Raw genomic sequence first — 15,635 nt, forward strand, 5'->3', positions numbered from 1 at the left:
GTGTTAGTGACCGCCGCGCGTTAACGCCGCGGCCTACGAGAAGACGCCTTCGCCCTTGAAGGCAACCTCGACGCACTCGTACCCGTTGGGCCTGGTCCACGCCTGTCGCTGCTGGCCAATCTCTAGCAATTAGTTCGCCAGGCAGTGGTTTTTATCGTCAGGACAACGTATTAGGTTTGATCATGAGGTGAGGCCAGCGGTGCCAGCGAGGATAACTGCATCAAAATGGCGCCGCCCTGCGCCAAGGCGGTGCCGTGAAGGGTTGAGGCTCACTCGTTCATGTAGACGGTGTCGATATCGAGGGTAGAGCGGTTGCCCAACGCCTCGAAGTGCTCGTCGAGCCAGCGCTCGGCGGCGGCGCGGCCCAGCTCGAACAGGTGGCACAGAAAGGGCCATTCGGCATTCATCTTGCTCGACACCGACAGATCTTCCAGCGCCTGCTCGCCGCTGATGCGGTGAAACAGCGCCTGCTGATAGCAGTTTTCGATGCCTTGCTCATCGAGCGCGTGCTTGAGCAGCGCGATCATGCGGATCTCCTTGATCAGCGCGGCGTTGAAGGTGATCTCGTTCAAGCGGTTCATGATCGCCGAGGCGGTGGTGGGCAGGGTGTCACGGCTGATCGGGTTGATCTGCACCAGCAGGATGTCGCGGGCGCCACACTCCTCCATCAGCGGAAACAGCGCCGGATTGCCCATGTAGCCGCCATCCCAGTAGGCTTCGCCGTCGATCTCCACGGCCTGAAACACGAAGGGCAAACAGGCCGAGGCCATTACCGCATCGAGGGTCATCTCTTCGCGGCGAAAGACCCGCTGCTTACCGGTGCGCACGTTGGTAGCGGCAACGAAGAGCTTGAGCTGGTCGCAGCTTCGCACGCGCTCGAAGTCGATGTGCTCGTCGACGATGGCGCGCAGCGGATTGATATTCAGCGGGTTGAGCTGGTAGGGCGAAACCAGTCGGCTCATCAGGTCCATGGCGATATAGCCCGGCGACTGATCGAGGCTCCAGTTGCCGGTGAGGATATCCAGCGGCGAGCGGCGAATCGGACTTGCCATGCCGGCGCGGCTGACCGCCTGCCAGAAGTCGCGCAGCGCCTGGCGAGCGGTCTCCTTGCTGCCGCGGGTCAGGGCATCCGCCATCACCACGCCGTTCATGGCGCCGGCGCTGGTGCCGCTGATGCCTTCGATTTCGATGCGGTCATCCTCGAGCAGGCGGTCGATCACCCCCCAGGTATAGCCGCCGTGGGCGCCGCCGCCTTGCAGTGCCAAATCCAGCGTCTTCGCTTTCGCCATGCTGAACTCCTTTCCCGGTCGAATCACCAGGCTTCAGCTTGGCATAAAACCCCGGGGGCGAAAGTGGGCACTTCAACGAAGCCTAACGTTGCGGCTGCCCGAATCAGTGCTCAGAGGCGGCGAGCTGATAGCCATTGGCGCTTTCGCAGCGCAGAAACGCCGAGGTTTTCATCCACTGCGCGTCCGGGTAGTAGGCGAATACGTACTGGTTCTCCTTGAGGCTATCGATCAAGGGGTAGGTGATATCTTCACGCACCGCCGGGCAGCCGTGGCTTCGGCCCAGCCGCCCGGTTTGGGTGATGAAGTCGTCGCTGACGTAGCTGGCGCCGTGAATGACGATGGCGCGATCGAACGCCAGATCATTGACGTTGGCCTCGAGCCCCTGAAGGCGCAGCGAGTAGCCGTTGCGCCCGTAGTAGCTGTTCATGGTGCGAAAAAGACCCAGGCTCGACTGATAGCTTTCCGGCGTATTGGAGAACACCTCGGCGGTGGCGTCGCCGGAGCCGCGCCCGTGAGAAACCAGCTCCTTGAACAGCAGCCGATCACGATGCAGATCGAACACCCACAGGCGCTCCTCGGTCGAGGGCAGCGAGTAGTCGATCACCGCCAGCCGCTCGGCGTTTGGGTCGGCGCAGGCGAGCGCCTGGGCGGCAAGCGCAAGCGCCTGGGGGGTGGCGTTGGGTGCCAAACGCAAAAGCTGGTGGTGCAAGGGCGACACGCCCTTTGGGGCCGATGCCTCGAGCTGGGCATAAAAGCGCAGGGAGGCGTCCGCGTAAAGCGGGGTAGTTGCCAACAGGGCGGGAAAAACGAACAAACCGGTAACGAGAAGTGATCCAGGGCGCATGGTGTAAGACCTACTATCATTAAGGTAACGCCAGACAGAGCCGTCGCAGGCGATACCGCTCGCGGTCACGCCAGTGCCTCGAACTTGTAAATTCGAGCTCCAAGCGCCAGGATTCTTTAACGGAATTTAAGTAATCGGCGCTAAAAAAAGAAGGCTTGTATAACCAGCGTTGGTGAAATCGCAGTTTGCAATGGATGTCGGTGCGCATGTTTTATCTTTATCGGGTTGGCATGCGCCACCGCATGGTAACCCATGGAGGGGTTATGAACGAGACACGCTCGATCCATAAGTGGGCGATCGGTGCCGTATTGACCGCCACACTCTTGCCGCTCCCTCACGCGATCCATCATGCCTACGCGGCCACCCCCGCTCAACCGGCGCTTTCGCAGACGCTAAACGCCTCTGCCAACGATCTCCCCGTGGCCGCACTCTACCAGAATCTGGGCGACCGGCTGATTTGGCAGGATGAAGCCATGGTTCAGGCGTTGGCGGCGGCCATCTCAAGGCTCGATGAAGACGGACTGACGCCGAGCGACTATCGCGCCGATCGGCTAGTCGACGACTATCGAATGGGTGATCAGTCCGGCGAGCAGGCTCGGGCGCGCTTCGATGTAGAGGCGACCGAAACCCTGCTGCTGGCGCTTGATCACCTTTCGCGCGGTAAGGTGAACCCACAGACGCTGGGAAGCCAATGGAGCGGTGAACGCCCAGCGCGGCGCTATAGTATGGTCGAGGTGCGTAACGCCCTGGTACGCGGCGATGTGGAAGCGGCGTTTGCAGCCGCCAGGCCTCAGTCGAGCGCGTACCAAAAGCTGCGTCAGGCGTTGAACGATTACCGCGCGCTCGAGCGCAACACTTCAGGCCCGGTCGCTTATTTGAGTGCCAGCGCTGAGGCGCTGCGCGTGGGCGATTCCAGCGACGCCGTACAGACCCTGCGCCAGCGGCTGACCCTATGGGGTGAAAGTGGCCTGGTCGCCGCCGATGACGATGCCTATCCGATGGTGGCGGTACGCAGCGACGTCGACGACCCGCACTACTTCGATACGGCGCTCGAAAACGCCGTCAAACGCTTTCAGCGGCGCCATCAGCTCACTGCGGACGGCGTGGTAGGGGAGCGAACCCGCCAGGTGCTCAATACGCCGCTCTCCGCGCGCATCGATCAGCTGCGTATCAACCTGGAGCGGGCGCGTTGGCTCGATGGCTTCGAGAGTGAACCCGCGCGCGTCTGGGTCGATGTGGCCGGCTACAAACTGCACTACCAACGCCCCAACGGTCAGCAGTGGGATGCTCGCGTGGTGGTGGGCTCACCGCAACGGGCCACGCCGATGATTCACTCGGCGATCAGCCACCTTACCCTTAACCCGACCTGGACGATCCCGCCGACCATCCTGCGTGAGGACGTGCTGCCCCAGGTACGCCGCAACCCGGACTATCTGGCATCGCGCAACATTCAGGTGCTCGCGCCCTCCGGCGAGCGGCTTGACCCTGCAAGCGTCGACTGGCAGCGACCCGGCGGGGTGATGTTGCGCCAGGTAGCGGGTAGCGGCAATCCGCTGGGTCGGCTGGTGGTGCGTTTTCCCAACGATGACATGATCTACCTGCACGATACGCCGGCCAAAAGCGCCTTTGGTCGTAGCCAGCGCGCGCTCAGTTCCGGCTGTATCCGCGTGGAGGGGATCGACGAGCTGGCCCAGATGCTGCTTCGCGATAGCGGCAGCCAGCAGCAGGTGAGCTCACTGATCAAACGAGGCAGCAGCGATCAGCGAGTGAACCTGCCTCAGCGCATCCCGGTTCAGCTTCATTACCTGACCGCCTGGCCCAATGCCCAGGGCGAGGTCGAGTTCCGCGACGATATTTACCGCCACGATGCGGCGCTACTTCAGGCGCTTGGCCGCCCGGTTTGAAAGGCGCGTTTGAAAGGTTCGCCTTTGAAAGTTTGCCTTGAAAAGTGTGTTTTGAATAAGGCCTGCTTGAACGCAAGAGAGCCGCCCGGAAGGGCGGCTCTCTTTTTACTGCTCGGCTCAACGCAAGCGGGGGATCACTCGCTGCGCTGATAGTTGGCGACGCTGATGGTGCCGGTTTCGCCACTTTCGAGCGCGGCCAGCATCGGCTCGGCCTGGCGTTGGAAAGCGATCAGCGTGTCGCCGGTCAAACCGGAGGATTCCGGCAGGTCCACGGTCATGGCGTTGGTCGGCGAGTTGTTGACGATCACCTCGTAGTGCAGGTGCGGGCCGGTACTGCGACCCGTGTTGCCGGAAAGCGCGATCCGCTCGCCCATGGTGACACGCTCACCAACGCTGACCAGCGGCTTGGAAAGGTGCAGATAGCGGGTGCGGTAACCGTTATCGTGGCGAATGACCACGTAGCGACCGGCAGCGGCGTGATTGGCTACCCGTTCGACCCGGCCGTCCGCCGGGGCGACGACCGCAGTACCGATCGGCATGGCAAAGTCGGTACCGTTATGCGGGCTGATACGGCCGGTGACCGGATGCTTGCGGGTCGGGTTGAACGATGAGCTGATGCGGTAGCTGCCCTCGAACGGGTGACGAGCGAAGCCCGGCTCCAGACCGCTACCTTCCGGGGTGTAGAAGTTGTTGTCCGCGGCGTTGCGCACCATGGTCAAGTCCATACGCTCGCCGTCGTACTGTACCGCCAGCACGCGCGAATCGAGCGTTTCACCGTCGATCATGTCGGATTCGACCAGCACGCTGAATTGATCGCCACGGCGGCTGTCGCGACGGAAGTCGAGCTTCTTCTCGAGCAGGCGGGTCAGCTCGGTGACCGAGCTGCTCGAAAGGCCGGTGGCCTGCGCGGAGCGAGCGAAACTGCCGCTGACACTACCGGCGAACAGACGCTGAACCGGCTCGCCCTGGCGCTCGATGACGGTGGCGGCGAAAGCGTTTGCGTTTTCGTCACGCTCGAGCAGCACGCCGTCGCGAATATCCTTCATCATGCGCAGCGAGAGTAAACGGCCGTCTTCGTCGAGCTGGTAGTCGAAACTGTTGCCGGCGCGCCAGTTAGTGAAAATGCGCGGGTTGGGCATGTCGTCCAGCAGGGCGACCACTTCGCTGTAGCCCAGCCCCAACTCATCCTGGGCCACCACGGCGAAGGTTTCACCGGAGCCGACGATGTGCGTTTCCCACTCGGGTACGAACGGCTCTTCGGCGGCGAGCTCAAGTTCGAGAAACGAGATGTCGTCGAACAGCTCGATGCCGTAATCCTCATAAGAGGTGGCGTCCTCAAGAGGAGCATCGAAAGAAGAAGCATCGGCAATTTCGACCGAAGCGCTGCTGGCGCCTGGCTCGTCGATATTGAGCATGCCACTGGTCAGAGTACCGAACACGACCGCCATGTGCACCGCACCGTCGTCCAGCATCGGCTTGGCATCGATTTCGTCGGCGATCGACGCTTCGGCGGTGGAGATGACGTCGAGATCGACGATCTCTTTCGCGGCCAGGTCGCTTAGCGGAATGTGCTCGCGGGTAGCGTCGATGGCACGCGACGCGCGATTGATCGCTTCGGCGACCGGGCGACGTTCCTGGTTGAGCGAAGGCACCGTGGCAACGGAGTCGCTGGAAAGCGGAACCAGCACGCTTTCCAGCGTGGTGTGAGGTTTGTTCAGATCCTGGTACGTTGTTAACAGCTTTTGTGCGCCCAGCACCGTGACCATCGTCGCCACGGGTAAAAGTAATAATTTATGCGTGCGGGGCAGCGAATGAAGGATTCGCAACATGGGTAAATGGACCGCCGAATTCAAGGTTAAAATGAACGTAAAAGTGAACAAGCTCGGGAACAATACCCCATGGGGGTAGGGGTGAATAGACTGTATTTACATACAAGGAGCAAACTTTCACTTCGGCGCAAAGGCCCATGAGACGGGGGATTATAAGAAAACGGTGTTTACTAATTTTGCTTCAGGCAAGGTGGATGGCATTTTCACCTTGCTACACTCTTGTACGCCAAAGAGCACTTGTATCAATTAGCCCTTAAAAAGCGTCAATATTCGGGAAGCAAGAGAGCGGCGTAGTACTAAAGACGTATACCAACCCCGGCGCTTTTCCTCGCCTTGTACTCCTCTAGCGAGCGTTTTAACACCGATATCTGTTGGGCAGCATCGGGCATGATAGCTGTATAAGGATGCGTGAGTCCCATCGGTCAGAACGCTTGCCGGTGTGTCGTTTAGCGTGCTAAGCAAGCTGATGATTGCGCTCGATGTTTTTAAACTCAAGCGGGTTTGTTATTTTTTGTAACGGCAGTGAGTTACGATAGCCATTCACGTTCGTTCGGCGGTGTCATGTTCACGTGAGGTGATGGTATACGTCTTTTCAAAAAAGTTCCTTCACTTTTTATATTTTTCGATGACGCTCGTTGGAAAGTCGACTGTGCCCGGTACCGGCTATCTGCTAAGGTTTTTTCGAAGTTCTAGCGCCATATTCCGCTTTTAGCGTCGAGGAAATCGAAATGTCTCGGGTAACCCTTGCACAGTGGCAGATGCTCGCCGCCGTTGTGGATCACGGCGGCTTTGCCCGCGCTGCCGAAGCCATTCATAAAAGCCCCTCCACGCTCAACCATGCGGTGCATAAGCTCGAAGAGCAGTTAGGCGTGCAGGTACTGGAACCCATCGGCCGCCAGGTGCGGCTGACCGAAGCTGGCGAATTGCTGCTGCGTCGGGCGCGCCAGCTCATCGAAAGCGCCGCCTCGATCGAGGATATCGCCGTTCGATTAGCGGAGGGGCTCGAAACCGAGGTGACGGTGGCGATCGACCAGGTGTTTCCCGCCGATGCCCAGGCCAAGGCGCTCGAGCGCTTCTCCGAAGCCTATCCACAGGTGCGGGTACAGCTTTTTGAAAGCGTGCTCAACGGGGGGGTGGAGATGCTGATCGATGGCCGCGCCGACCTGGTGATTACGGGAACAGAGGTGCCAGGCTTTCTGGGCGAGCCGGTGGTCAACGTGCGTTTCATCGCAGTGGCACACCCGGATCACCCGCTTCACGGGCTGGGGCGCTCACTGGATCTGCGCGATCTGGCCCAGTACCGCCAGCTGGTGGTGCGCGACTCGGCCCAGCGCCAGTCGACGAACGCGGGCTGGCTCAAGGCCGAGCAGCGTTGGACGGTCAGTCACCTCAATACCTCGCTCGACATGATCAGGCGCGGACTCGGCTTTGCCTGGATGCCGGCCACGCGTATTGCCGACGAGCTCGAACGCGGTGAGCTCAAACCGCTGCCGCTCTCCGCCGGCGGTATTCGCGAAGTGCCGTTTCAGCTGGTCTTCAAGGATCGCGACCGCGCCGGCCCGGCGACCCATGCCATGGCTCGGGTGCTCAAGGAAGCGGTCGCTGAAAGCTGCGGTGAAAAATCGATTTACTCGAACGAGTAGAGGTAAAACATCCGCTGGAGCCGGTTTCAAAGCGCGCTATGCTTTAGCGACGCAGTAAAGCCAGCCAGCGCAGCGCCGTATCAGCGCTGCCGAATAAAGGAGACGCCAATGGGACTGTTAGTAGACGGCGAGTGGGTCGATCAGTGGTACGATACCAAAAAGCACGGCGGCGAGTTCGTTCGCGAGTCCGCCAAGCTGCGCGAGTGGGTGGGCGATGAAGAGGGTGCGTCGTTTCCCGCCGAGAAGGATCGCTATCATCTCTACGTGTCGCTGGCCTGCCCCTGGGCGCACCGCGCGCTGATCATGCGCAAGCTCAAGGGCCTCGATGCGCTGATCGATGTATCCCATACCAGCCCCTTGATGCTCGAACACGGCTGGACCTATCGCAAGGAGGAGGGCTCAAGCGGTGACCGGGTCAACAACGTTTCCTACCATCACGAGCTCTACACGCTGACCGACCCGCACTATACCGGGCGTGTGACCGTGCCGGTTTTGTGGGATACCAGCCGCAGCGTGATCGTCAACAACGAGTCGGCGGATCTGGTGCGCATGTTCAACGTTGCCTTCGACGCACTGACCGGCAACGATCTCGACTTCTACCCCGAGGATCTGCGCGAGACCATCGACGAGGTCAATGACGATGTCTACGATAACGTCAATAACGGCGTGTACAAGAGTGGCTTTGCCACCGAGCAGTCGGTATATGAAAAGCACGTCAGGGCGCTGTTCGAGTCACTCGATCGGCTGGAAACACGCCTCGATGGCCAGCGCTATCTGGCCGGGGAGTGGCTGACCGAGGCCGACGTTCGCCTGTTTACCACCCTGGTACGTTTCGATGCGGTGTATTACGGTCACTTCAAGTGCAACGTTCGGCGCATCGAGGATTACCCGAATCTCTCGAACTATCTGCGCGAGCTCTACCAATGGCCGGGCGTGGCGGAAACGGTCGATATGGATCACATCAAGCGCCACTACTATTACAGCCATGAGTCGATCAACCCGACGCGCATCGTGCCGACAGGCCCGGCGCTCGATTTCGACCGCCCGCACGATCGCGAGCGCTTGCCAGGCCAGGGCATTCGCCGCCGGAGTGAATCTTCGAAAGGCTAAACTCTCACGCAGCAGAGAGCCATGACGAAACAGGCCGCCTCGAGAGGCGGCCTGTTTCATGGTATGAGCGCTCAAGCGTTACTGGGCTTGAGTTTGCGGCTCGTCGTCGTTATCGAAGGCTTCGCGAGTCGACTGCCAGGCACTCTGTGCGCCTTCGCGCGTGGTTTGCCAGGCTTCGCGGGCGTTGTTCTGAGTCTGTTCCCACCAGTCGCGATCGTAAGCCGGGAAGGCTTCGACTTCTTCCGGGGTGGCGTTGAGCATGATGCGGTGCTCGGTTTCGCCATCGCCTTCGGTGCTGGTTTCGAGCGTGAAGTAGTCGTTGGCGACCACGATTTCGCGCCCGCCAAGACCCAATACGGCGCCGCTTTCTATGACCAGTCCGGTGATGCGCATATCGTCGTCAAAGAGAATGTCGTCGACATCGCCGATCTCTTCACCGGAGCCGTTGGCGAAGTAGACGTCCGCATCGAGAATGTCCTCGGCGGAATAAACGCCCTGGGGCTCTTGCGCCTGAGCGGTAAGGGAGGCACCCGCCAACAGGGCGGTGCTGACAGCGGTCCAAAGTAATGATTTTTTCATCGCGTTACTCCTTGAAATCTATCAATTCAAAGCGAGGAAGCACTATAGAGCGACGTTTAAAGCGTATTGGCCCAGTCGTCGGCGCGCTTTTCCGCTTCTTCGCGCTCGAGGCCGTACTTCTGCTGCAGCTTGCCGACCAGCTGATCCTTTTTACCGCCGATCTGGTCAAGCTCGTCATCGGTGAACTCGCCCCAACTGGCGCGCGCCTTGCCCTTGACTTCGGTCCATTTGCCTTCGATCTGATCCCAATTCATGGTCTCTCTCCTTGATCGTGTAACGCGTTATTGCCACTGGAATTTTAGACCATATATGGACAAGCGCAAGGATACGGGTCCAGGGTGGGTAAAGTAAAAAAGCTAGCCAGATAAGATTTCGAGTGCTAGTATTCGCGCTCCTCGCATGTGTTGACCCCACCATCACGACGGTAAGCGCTGAACTGCCCTGAAAGCGGCAACGCTTACGAAAACATCCGAGCGATGTTCGTCGCTGTGAAGATGGCGCGTTTTAGTATTTCACCAACCGGGTGAAATCGACGCAGAAGGTCGCCACAGCGGTTGGCGTGTTTCACCGTTTCTCTGCCAGCCGAATGCCAGGTGCGACCGGCGTCTTTGACTCCTTTAGCAAACGAGCCGTATTAGCGGCATTTGCCTACAGCGCGACCGCGCTTTTTAACGTGTCGAAGACGCTTCAGATGTTTTTTGCCGGCCCCGCCGGCCTACCAAGGTGTGATTAATGACCTCGACTTCTGTCGCCTCGCCGAGCTTCGGCGATCTGGCCCTGTTGCCTGCTGTTCTGTCCGCTGTTGAAGCACAGGGTTACCAAACTCCTTCGCCCATCCAGGCGCAAACCATTCCTGCGCTGCTGGAAGGCCGTGACATGCTGGGCCAGGCCCAGACCGGTACCGGTAAAACCGCGGCGTTCGCACTGCCGCTTCTGTCGCGCCTGGAGCTCGACCGCCGCGCCCCGCAGGTGCTGGTCATGGCGCCGACCCGCGAGCTTGCTCAGCAGGTTGCGGTATCGTTCTCCAAATATGGACAAAATCTCAAGGGCCTGGAAGTCGCCACGCTGTGTGGCGGTCAGGAGTATCGTGAGCAGCTGGGCGCGCTCAAGCGCGGCGCTCAGGTCGTGGTCGGCACCCCCGGGCGCATCATCGACCACCTGGATCGCGGCAGCCTGAAGCTCGACGGCCTCTCGGCACTGGTGCTCGACGAAGCCGACGAAATGCTGCGCATGGGCTTCATCGACGACGTCAAGCGCGTGGTTGCCGATACTCCGCAGAATGCCCAGCGCGTGTTCTTCTCAGCGACCCTGCCGACGGAAATCGAGCGCATCGTCAATCGCTACCTGGTCGACCCGGTGAAAGTGGCGATCGAATCGAAGACCACCACCGGTGAAAACATCGAACAGCGCATCGTGCGTGTCGATGGTGGCGCCAAACTCGAGGCGCTCTCGCGTATTCTCGAAGTCGAACCCGTCGACGCGGCGATCGTCTTCGTGCGCACTCGCGCGGCGTGTACCACCCTGGTCGAGCAGCTCACCGCCCGCGGCGTCAACGCCGCCGGTCTCTCCGGTGATCTGGATCAGAGCCTGCGCGAGCGCACCATCACGCGCTTGAAGCGCGGCAAGGTCGACGTGCTGATCGCCACCGACGTCGCCGCCCGCGGCCTCGACGTTCCGCGCATCACTCACGTGGTCAACTACGACCTGCCCCAGGACGCCGAAGCCTACACCCACCGTATCGGCCGTACCGGCCGTGCCGGGCGTAGCGGCGTGGCGATCACCTTCGCCGGCTTCCGCGAAGGCCGTAAGGTCGGCTGGATGGAGCAGGCGACCGGTCAGAAAATGACCGAAATGCCGCTGCCGGACGAAAGCGTCATCCGCGCCCATCGCGACGAAGTGTTCCATCACCGCGTCGTCGCTGCCCTGACCAAGGGCGCCTACGAGCAGCGTGCGCTGGTCGAGCGGCTGGCGGCCGAGGGCCACGACCCGATCGAACTCGCCTGCGCCTTTGCCGCCATGGCACGCGCCGACGAAGCGCCGATCGGCCGCCTGCAGCCGCCGCGCAAGGAGCGTGCCCCGCGTGAAGGCGGCCGTGACGGTAAGCCGCGCCGCGAGCGCTCGAGCACGCCCAGCGAAGGCATGACCCGCTACCGCGTCTCGGTCGGCCACAAGGATGGCGTCAAGCCCGGCCAGCTGGTCGGGGCGCTGGCCAACGAAGGCGGTATCGAAGGTGCGCGTATCGGGCGTATCGATATTCGCAACGCCTTCTCGGTCGTCGAGCTTCCGAGCAACCTGCCGTCCTCGATCCTGGCCAAGATGGCCCGCGCTCGCGTAGCCGGCCGTCCGCTCGAGATCAGCGAAGACGGCGGCCCGGAGCGCGCACCGCGCCGTCGCCGTGACGACGGCGACGCGCCGGTTCGCCGCCGCGAACGCGCCTGATCGCTCGCTTAAACGCGCCTCACAAGACCCCGCTTTCGAGCGGGGTTTTTTATTGGGCGCTTGGATGGGCCAGGCTATACCTGTCATCAGGACGACATTTTCTCAGGAGAGACCGCCATGGATGCAGCGCTACACGACTGGAACCTTGCGCCAAAAGAGGCCATCGCGCTACAAACCGAGCTTGCCCAACGCCTGGAGCTCAAGGACCGGCTCGACGAGGTGAGCCTCATCGCCGGGGTCGATATCGGCTTCGAGGATGATGGCGAAACCACGCGGGCCGCAGTGGTACTACTCGAGTGGGACGCGCAGAAGGCCCCGAACCTGGCGGTCGTCGAGCAGGTGGTTCACCGCGAGCCCACGCGCATGCCCTACGTGCCGGGGCTTTTGTCGTTTCGCGAGATTCCCGCCGCGCTCGGCGCGTTTAAAAAGCTTTCACGCACGCCGCAGCTGGTCATGGTCGACGGTCAGGGGATCGCCCACCCAAGAAGGCTCGGCGTGGCCGCGCACCTCGGGCTCTGGCTGGACCTTCCGACCATCGGCATCGCCAAGTCGCGCCTGTATGGCCGCTTCGAAGAAGTAGGCAGCGAGCGCGGCGACTGGAGCCCGCTCACCGCCGGGGGGGATACCCTGGGCGTGGTGCTGCGCTCGCGGGTCAACGTCAAGCCGGTGTTCGTCTCGCCCGGCCACCGTGTCTCGGTGGAAACCGCCCTGGAATGGGTCATGCGCTGTCTGGGGCGTACCAAGCTGCCGGAGCCGACTCGGCTGGCCGACCGGCTCGCATCAAGGCGCGACGAAAAAAGGCACGGGTCTAGAGCAGCGCGCTGAAACGCTCGAGCAGGCTGGTGGAGTGGGGCGTTTCTTCGATCCGGTTGATCAACTCGCTGACGTCGTCGCCCTGTTCCTCCAGCGCATCCTTCACCCGCTCGAGGTAGGCGCGCGTGATGTCGGCGTTGAACTCCGGATGAAACTGAACGCTCCACTGGCGGGTGCCGTAGCGAAGCGCCTGGTAGGGGTCGTGGTCGTTGAAGGCCAGCACCAGGGCATCGCTGGGCACGTCGAGCACCGACTGGCCGTGGGTCAAGTGCGTCAGAAAGCGCGTGGGCAGCTGGCTGAATAGCGCGTCCATGTTGGAAGCGTCGGTGCGCTCGAGCTCGAAGGTACCGGCTTCGCGGCCGTCCGGGTGATCGCCAGCGCTGCCGCCGAAGGCTTCGGCCATCAGCTGGTGGCCGTAGCAGACGCCGAACATCGGGATATCGCGCGCTCGCGCCTGCCTGAGCCAGGGTTTGAGCGCTTCGCTCCAGGGCTCCTTGTCGCTGACCATGCTGTTGGAGCCGGTGATCACGATGGCGTCGAGCGTATCGAGCGAAGGCGCCTCGGGCTCGCTTCGCGGATCCCAGGTCGTTACGGTGGCACGCGGGTTGCCGCGAAGGATGGGCGCCTCGAACAGCGCGCCGAAATCGCCGTGCTGTTCGATCACCTCGGGAAAAGCGTCACCGGTTTTTACTATCACTACCAGGGGCATGGCATACTCTTGATGAGGGATACAGCGTCTAACGGATGGACGCGGTGTATCGCGGGTGCGTAATGAGCGACTACCTATACCATGAGAGGAAACGACATGCAGCAAGTGACACGAGGCGGCACGCCAATGGACGTCGGCGGCGTGATACCCAAGGCGGGCGAAAAAGCACCGACGCTTACGCTCACCAATCGCGATCTCAAGGACGTGACACTGGCCGACTTCGCCGGCAAGCGCAAGGTGCTCAATATCATCCCGAGCGTTGACACGCCGACCTGCGCGACCTCGACCCGGCGCTTCAACGAGCTGGCCTCAAACCTTCCGGATACGGTGGTCATGGTGGTGTCAGCGGATCTGCCCTTCGCCGCGGTGCGTTTTTGCGGCGCCGAGGGCCTCGATAACGTCGAAACGCTGTCGACGTTTCGTCACCCGGAGTTTCTCGAGGCCTGGGGCGTGGCGCTGACCAATAGCGCCATGGAAGGGCTCTGTGCCCGCGCGGTAGTGGTGCTCGACCAGAACGACACCGTGCTCTACAGCGAGCTGGTCAGCGAAATCAAAAACGAACCCGGCTACGACGCTGCGCTGGCCGTACTTCAGGGCTAACGGCATGAGCCTGGGCGCGGTCAGCGTCGCGCTCGGGCGGCGCTGACCAGCGCGCTGATCAGCCGCTGCTGCGGGCGGTTGAAAATCAGCCACTCGGGGTGCCACTGCACGCCGATCAGAAAGTCGTGATCTTCGGATTCGATTCCCTGAACCAGCCCGTCGCGGTCGCGGGCGACGATACGGATACCGCGACCGGCCACGTTCACCGCCTGGTGGTGCAGGCTATTGACCCGACACCAGCTGACGTCCAGAAGCCCGTGCAGTTGGCTGCCCTTGACGATATCGACGGTCTTGCGCGGCAGCACCGTGCGCCGACGCTTCAAACCCTCGTGAGTGGTGTAGATGTCCGGGTCCAGGGTGCCGCCCTGGTGCACGTTGATCAGCTGGGCGCCACGGCAGATGCCCAGCACCGGCGTGTGCGCGGGAATGAAGCGGGCCAGCAGATCAAGTTCCAGATCGTCCCGGGCCGGGTCGAGGCGCACGTCGAGCTGTACCTCGCCGCCGTAGAGCGTGGCCTGAATATCGTCGCCGCCGCCGATGATCAGCCCATCGAGAGTGTCGGGGCGTGGGCGTGACGGCGACAGCCGCAAGGGTCGACCGCCGTGACGCCACACGGCGAACCAGTCGAACCACCACGCCAGGTGGCTCTTGCGATCAGAGGTGGTGATACCGATCAAGGGGCGCGTCATCAGTGGCCTCGTGTCCTTGTTTAGCGGCGGCGTCGTAAGCGTTTGAGCCAGCGAAAAAGCCGCGTCGTAAGCGTCCGGGTGTGGCGGTCGATATAGGTATCGCACCGGGCGTTGAGGGTGGCCTCATCAGCGGCCAGCTGCTCGACCTCGACCCAGCGGTTCCACTCCAGCATCGAGCCCCAGTCGGGCTTTGAGAGCTCGGCATTGGGCAAACGGTAGTGAAAGGTCGGGCGCGCCTTGGTGAGCCGATTGTGCAGCAGCGCATGGGGATGTTTCGGGCGCAGATGAGCGAACAGCGGCAGCAGGTCGAGCTCGCGGTTGCGTGTCGGGTTGTAATAGAGGTAATCATCAATGAACTGATCGAGCCCCGGCGCGTAGCCTCGGTCGAGCACCTTGAGCGCGTACTCTTTCGGGAACGGGTTAGCGTGGGGCAGCACCTCGCGGGTGATGTCGACCTTGATCTCGTCGCGCAGCCACTGAGCCAGCAGCAGGTAGGCGCGCAGATGTGACAACAGATAGTCGACATCGAGCGCCGCGACTTCCGGGTTCAGGTGCAGGCCAAAGCCGTAGAGCAGGCTGGCATCGGTGCCCTTGGCGCCTTTCTCGCGCAGCGCCTGGAACAGCGTATCGAGGGTGTCGAGCTCGTCCCAGGGCACCGGCGGGCAAACGATCTCGGTCGGCACCAGGCCTGTGACCATGTCGCCGATCAGCGCCCGGGTCTTGCGGTGAAATTCGACGCGTCGCTGGCGCTGCTGGCGCGCCCACTCGCTGTCGTCGGCGTGCTCGTCGTCTACGAGCGTCTCGTCCGGGTGGGCGTACTGGGTGTCGAGCTCGATGCCGAAGGTGCCAAAGCGGGTATCGCGTACCCGCAGCCGGTGCGGGTTGAGCGTATCGATCTCACCCCCGAACAGCGCCTGGACCAGCTGCGCGGTCTCCTGCGGGGGGAGTCCCGCAAATTCGATTTCCACGCCGACCCGTCGCGTTTGGCCGCGATCGTTCAAGCGGTGGGGAGGCGCCTGCAGCGTCATCTCTGTATCCTTGAGGTGAACGTTTGAGCCTTCAGCCTATCATAGTCAGGCGGCCGGCTAAGCGGTATTCGCGGGCCTGGCCAACCCGGTACATTACTCATTATCATGGTCGCTCGTTTACGCGGCGACGCTTCAAGCCATGGACCCGCACGCATCGTT

General features: G+C 61.8%; 14 protein-coding genes. 6 read left to right on the forward strand and 8 right to left on the reverse strand.

Going from position 1 to position 15,635, the window contains the following annotated elements; genetic code table 11:
- Positions 1-269 precede the first annotated feature (269 nt).
- Both ACGK9R_RS03790 and ACGK9R_RS03795 read right to left on the reverse strand, forming a co-directional pair.
- Entirely contained in the window at positions 270-1,289 is a 1,020-nt protein-coding gene (locus tag ACGK9R_RS03790; protein ID WP_394578294.1) for a patatin-like phospholipase family protein, read from the reverse strand.
- 103 nt (positions 1,290-1,392) lie between these two features.
- Entirely contained in the window at positions 1,393-2,133 is a 741-nt protein-coding gene (locus tag ACGK9R_RS03795; protein ID WP_394578296.1) for a murein L,D-transpeptidase catalytic domain family protein, read from the reverse strand.
- A 263-nt stretch (positions 2,134-2,396) separates the two neighbouring features.
- On the opposite strand from ACGK9R_RS03795, the gene ACGK9R_RS03800 reads away from it, so the two are divergent.
- Complete coding sequence (locus tag ACGK9R_RS03800) at positions 2,397-4,037, forward strand: murein L,D-transpeptidase (protein ID WP_394578298.1); 1,641 nt, start codon at positions 2,397-2,399, stop codon at positions 4,035-4,037.
- A gap of 134 nt (positions 4,038-4,171) precedes the next feature.
- Here ACGK9R_RS03800 and ACGK9R_RS03805 read toward each other — a convergent pair whose 3' ends face one another.
- Positions 4,172-5,866, reverse strand: coding sequence for a peptidoglycan DD-metalloendopeptidase family protein (locus ACGK9R_RS03805; protein WP_394578300.1), 1,695 nt, complete (start codon positions 5,864-5,866; stop codon positions 4,172-4,174).
- A gap of 728 nt (positions 5,867-6,594) precedes the next feature.
- Between ACGK9R_RS03805 and ACGK9R_RS03810 the strand changes: the two genes are divergently transcribed.
- Both ACGK9R_RS03810 and ACGK9R_RS03815 read left to right on the forward strand, forming a co-directional pair.
- Complete coding sequence (locus ACGK9R_RS03810; protein ID WP_394578302.1) at positions 6,595-7,509, forward strand: LysR family transcriptional regulator; 915 nt, start codon at positions 6,595-6,597, stop codon at positions 7,507-7,509.
- Positions 7,510-7,617: 108 nt separating this feature from the next.
- Positions 7,618-8,619: a glutathione S-transferase family protein gene (locus ACGK9R_RS03815; protein WP_394578304.1), complete on the forward strand. Its 1,002-nt coding sequence runs from the start codon at positions 7,618-7,620 to the stop codon at positions 8,617-8,619.
- Between the two features lie 78 nt (positions 8,620-8,697).
- Here the strand turns inward: ACGK9R_RS03815 and ACGK9R_RS03820 are convergent, their stop codons facing one another.
- Both ACGK9R_RS03820 and ACGK9R_RS03825 read right to left on the reverse strand, forming a co-directional pair.
- Positions 8,698-9,198, reverse strand: coding sequence for a PRC-barrel domain-containing protein (locus ACGK9R_RS03820; protein WP_394578306.1), 501 nt, complete (start codon positions 9,196-9,198; stop codon positions 8,698-8,700).
- 56 nt (positions 9,199-9,254) lie between these two features.
- Positions 9,255-9,452: a CsbD family protein gene (locus ACGK9R_RS03825; protein WP_394578308.1), complete on the reverse strand. Its 198-nt coding sequence runs from the start codon at positions 9,450-9,452 to the stop codon at positions 9,255-9,257.
- Positions 9,453-9,930: 478 nt separating this feature from the next.
- Between ACGK9R_RS03825 and ACGK9R_RS03830 the strand changes: the two genes are divergently transcribed.
- Positions 9,931-11,637 (forward strand): DEAD/DEAH box helicase, encoded by a 1,707-nt coding sequence (locus tag ACGK9R_RS03830; protein WP_394578310.1) that lies wholly within the window; start codon positions 9,931-9,933, stop codon positions 11,635-11,637.
- Between the two features lie 117 nt (positions 11,638-11,754).
- Positions 11,755-12,462 carry a deoxyribonuclease V gene (gene nfi, locus ACGK9R_RS03835; RefSeq protein WP_394578312.1) on the forward strand — a complete coding sequence of 236 codons (708 nt, stop codon included), beginning with the start codon at positions 11,755-11,757 and terminating at the stop codon, positions 12,460-12,462.
- Here the strand turns inward: nfi and ACGK9R_RS03840 are convergent.
- A complete protein-coding gene (locus ACGK9R_RS03840) occupies positions 12,446-13,159 on the reverse strand; it encodes a glutamine amidotransferase (protein ID WP_394578314.1) in 714 nt (237 codons plus the stop codon). The two genes, nfi and ACGK9R_RS03840, sit on opposite strands and share 17 nt — an antisense overlap.
- Positions 13,160-13,255: 96 nt before the next feature.
- On the opposite strand from ACGK9R_RS03840, the gene tpx reads away from it, so the two are divergent.
- Positions 13,256-13,759, forward strand: a complete 504-nt coding sequence (gene tpx / locus ACGK9R_RS03845) for a thiol peroxidase (RefSeq protein WP_394578316.1) — start codon at positions 13,256-13,258, stop codon at positions 13,757-13,759.
- A 20-nt stretch (positions 13,760-13,779) separates the two neighbouring features.
- Here tpx and ACGK9R_RS03850 read toward each other — a convergent pair whose 3' ends face one another.
- Together ACGK9R_RS03850 and ACGK9R_RS03855 are read right to left on the reverse strand one after the other, a co-directional pair.
- Positions 13,780-14,448: a gamma-glutamyl-gamma-aminobutyrate hydrolase family protein gene (locus ACGK9R_RS03850; protein ID WP_394578318.1), complete on the reverse strand. Its 669-nt coding sequence runs from the start codon at positions 14,446-14,448 to the stop codon at positions 13,780-13,782.
- Between the two features lie 20 nt (positions 14,449-14,468).
- A complete protein-coding gene (locus tag ACGK9R_RS03855; RefSeq protein ID WP_394578319.1) occupies positions 14,469-15,476 on the reverse strand; it encodes an amidoligase family protein in 1,008 nt (335 codons plus the stop codon).
- Positions 15,477-15,635: the final 159 nt, after the last annotated feature.

Source organism: Halomonas sp. HNIBRBA4712 (assembly GCF_043558675.1).
Classification (GTDB): Bacteria; Pseudomonadota; Gammaproteobacteria; order Pseudomonadales; family Halomonadaceae; genus Vreelandella.

Excerpts from the sequence above, each read along its gene's own strand:
- ACGK9R_RS03790 (WP_394578294.1), bottom strand. The coding sequence starts at position 1,289 with ATGGCGAAAGCGAAGACGCTGGATTTGGCACTGCAAGGCGGCGGCGCC.
- ACGK9R_RS03795 (WP_394578296.1), bottom strand. The coding sequence starts at position 2,133 with ATGCGCCCTGGATCACTTCTCGTTACCGGTTTGTTCGTTTTTCCCGCC.
- ACGK9R_RS03800 (WP_394578298.1), top strand. The coding sequence starts at position 2,397 with ATGAACGAGACACGCTCGATCCATAAGTGGGCGATCGGTGCCGTATTG.
- ACGK9R_RS03805 (WP_394578300.1), bottom strand. The coding sequence starts at position 5,866 with ATGTTGCGAATCCTTCATTCGCTGCCCCGCACGCATAAATTATTACTT.
- ACGK9R_RS03810 (WP_394578302.1), top strand. The coding sequence starts at position 6,595 with ATGTCTCGGGTAACCCTTGCACAGTGGCAGATGCTCGCCGCCGTTGTG.
- ACGK9R_RS03815 (WP_394578304.1), top strand. The coding sequence starts at position 7,618 with ATGGGACTGTTAGTAGACGGCGAGTGGGTCGATCAGTGGTACGATACC.
- ACGK9R_RS03820 (WP_394578306.1), bottom strand. The coding sequence starts at position 9,198 with ATGAAAAAATCATTACTTTGGACCGCTGTCAGCACCGCCCTGTTGGCG.
- ACGK9R_RS03825 (WP_394578308.1), bottom strand. The coding sequence starts at position 9,452 with ATGAATTGGGATCAGATCGAAGGCAAATGGACCGAAGTCAAGGGCAAG.
- ACGK9R_RS03830 (WP_394578310.1), top strand. The coding sequence starts at position 9,931 with ATGACCTCGACTTCTGTCGCCTCGCCGAGCTTCGGCGATCTGGCCCTG.
- nfi (WP_394578312.1), top strand. The coding sequence starts at position 11,755 with ATGGATGCAGCGCTACACGACTGGAACCTTGCGCCAAAAGAGGCCATC.
- ACGK9R_RS03840 (WP_394578314.1), bottom strand. The coding sequence starts at position 13,159 with ATGCCCCTGGTAGTGATAGTAAAAACCGGTGACGCTTTTCCCGAGGTG.
- tpx (WP_394578316.1), top strand. The coding sequence starts at position 13,256 with ATGCAGCAAGTGACACGAGGCGGCACGCCAATGGACGTCGGCGGCGTG.
- ACGK9R_RS03850 (WP_394578318.1), bottom strand. The coding sequence starts at position 14,448 with ATGACGCGCCCCTTGATCGGTATCACCACCTCTGATCGCAAGAGCCAC.
- ACGK9R_RS03855 (WP_394578319.1), bottom strand. The coding sequence starts at position 15,476 with ATGACGCTGCAGGCGCCTCCCCACCGCTTGAACGATCGCGGCCAAACG.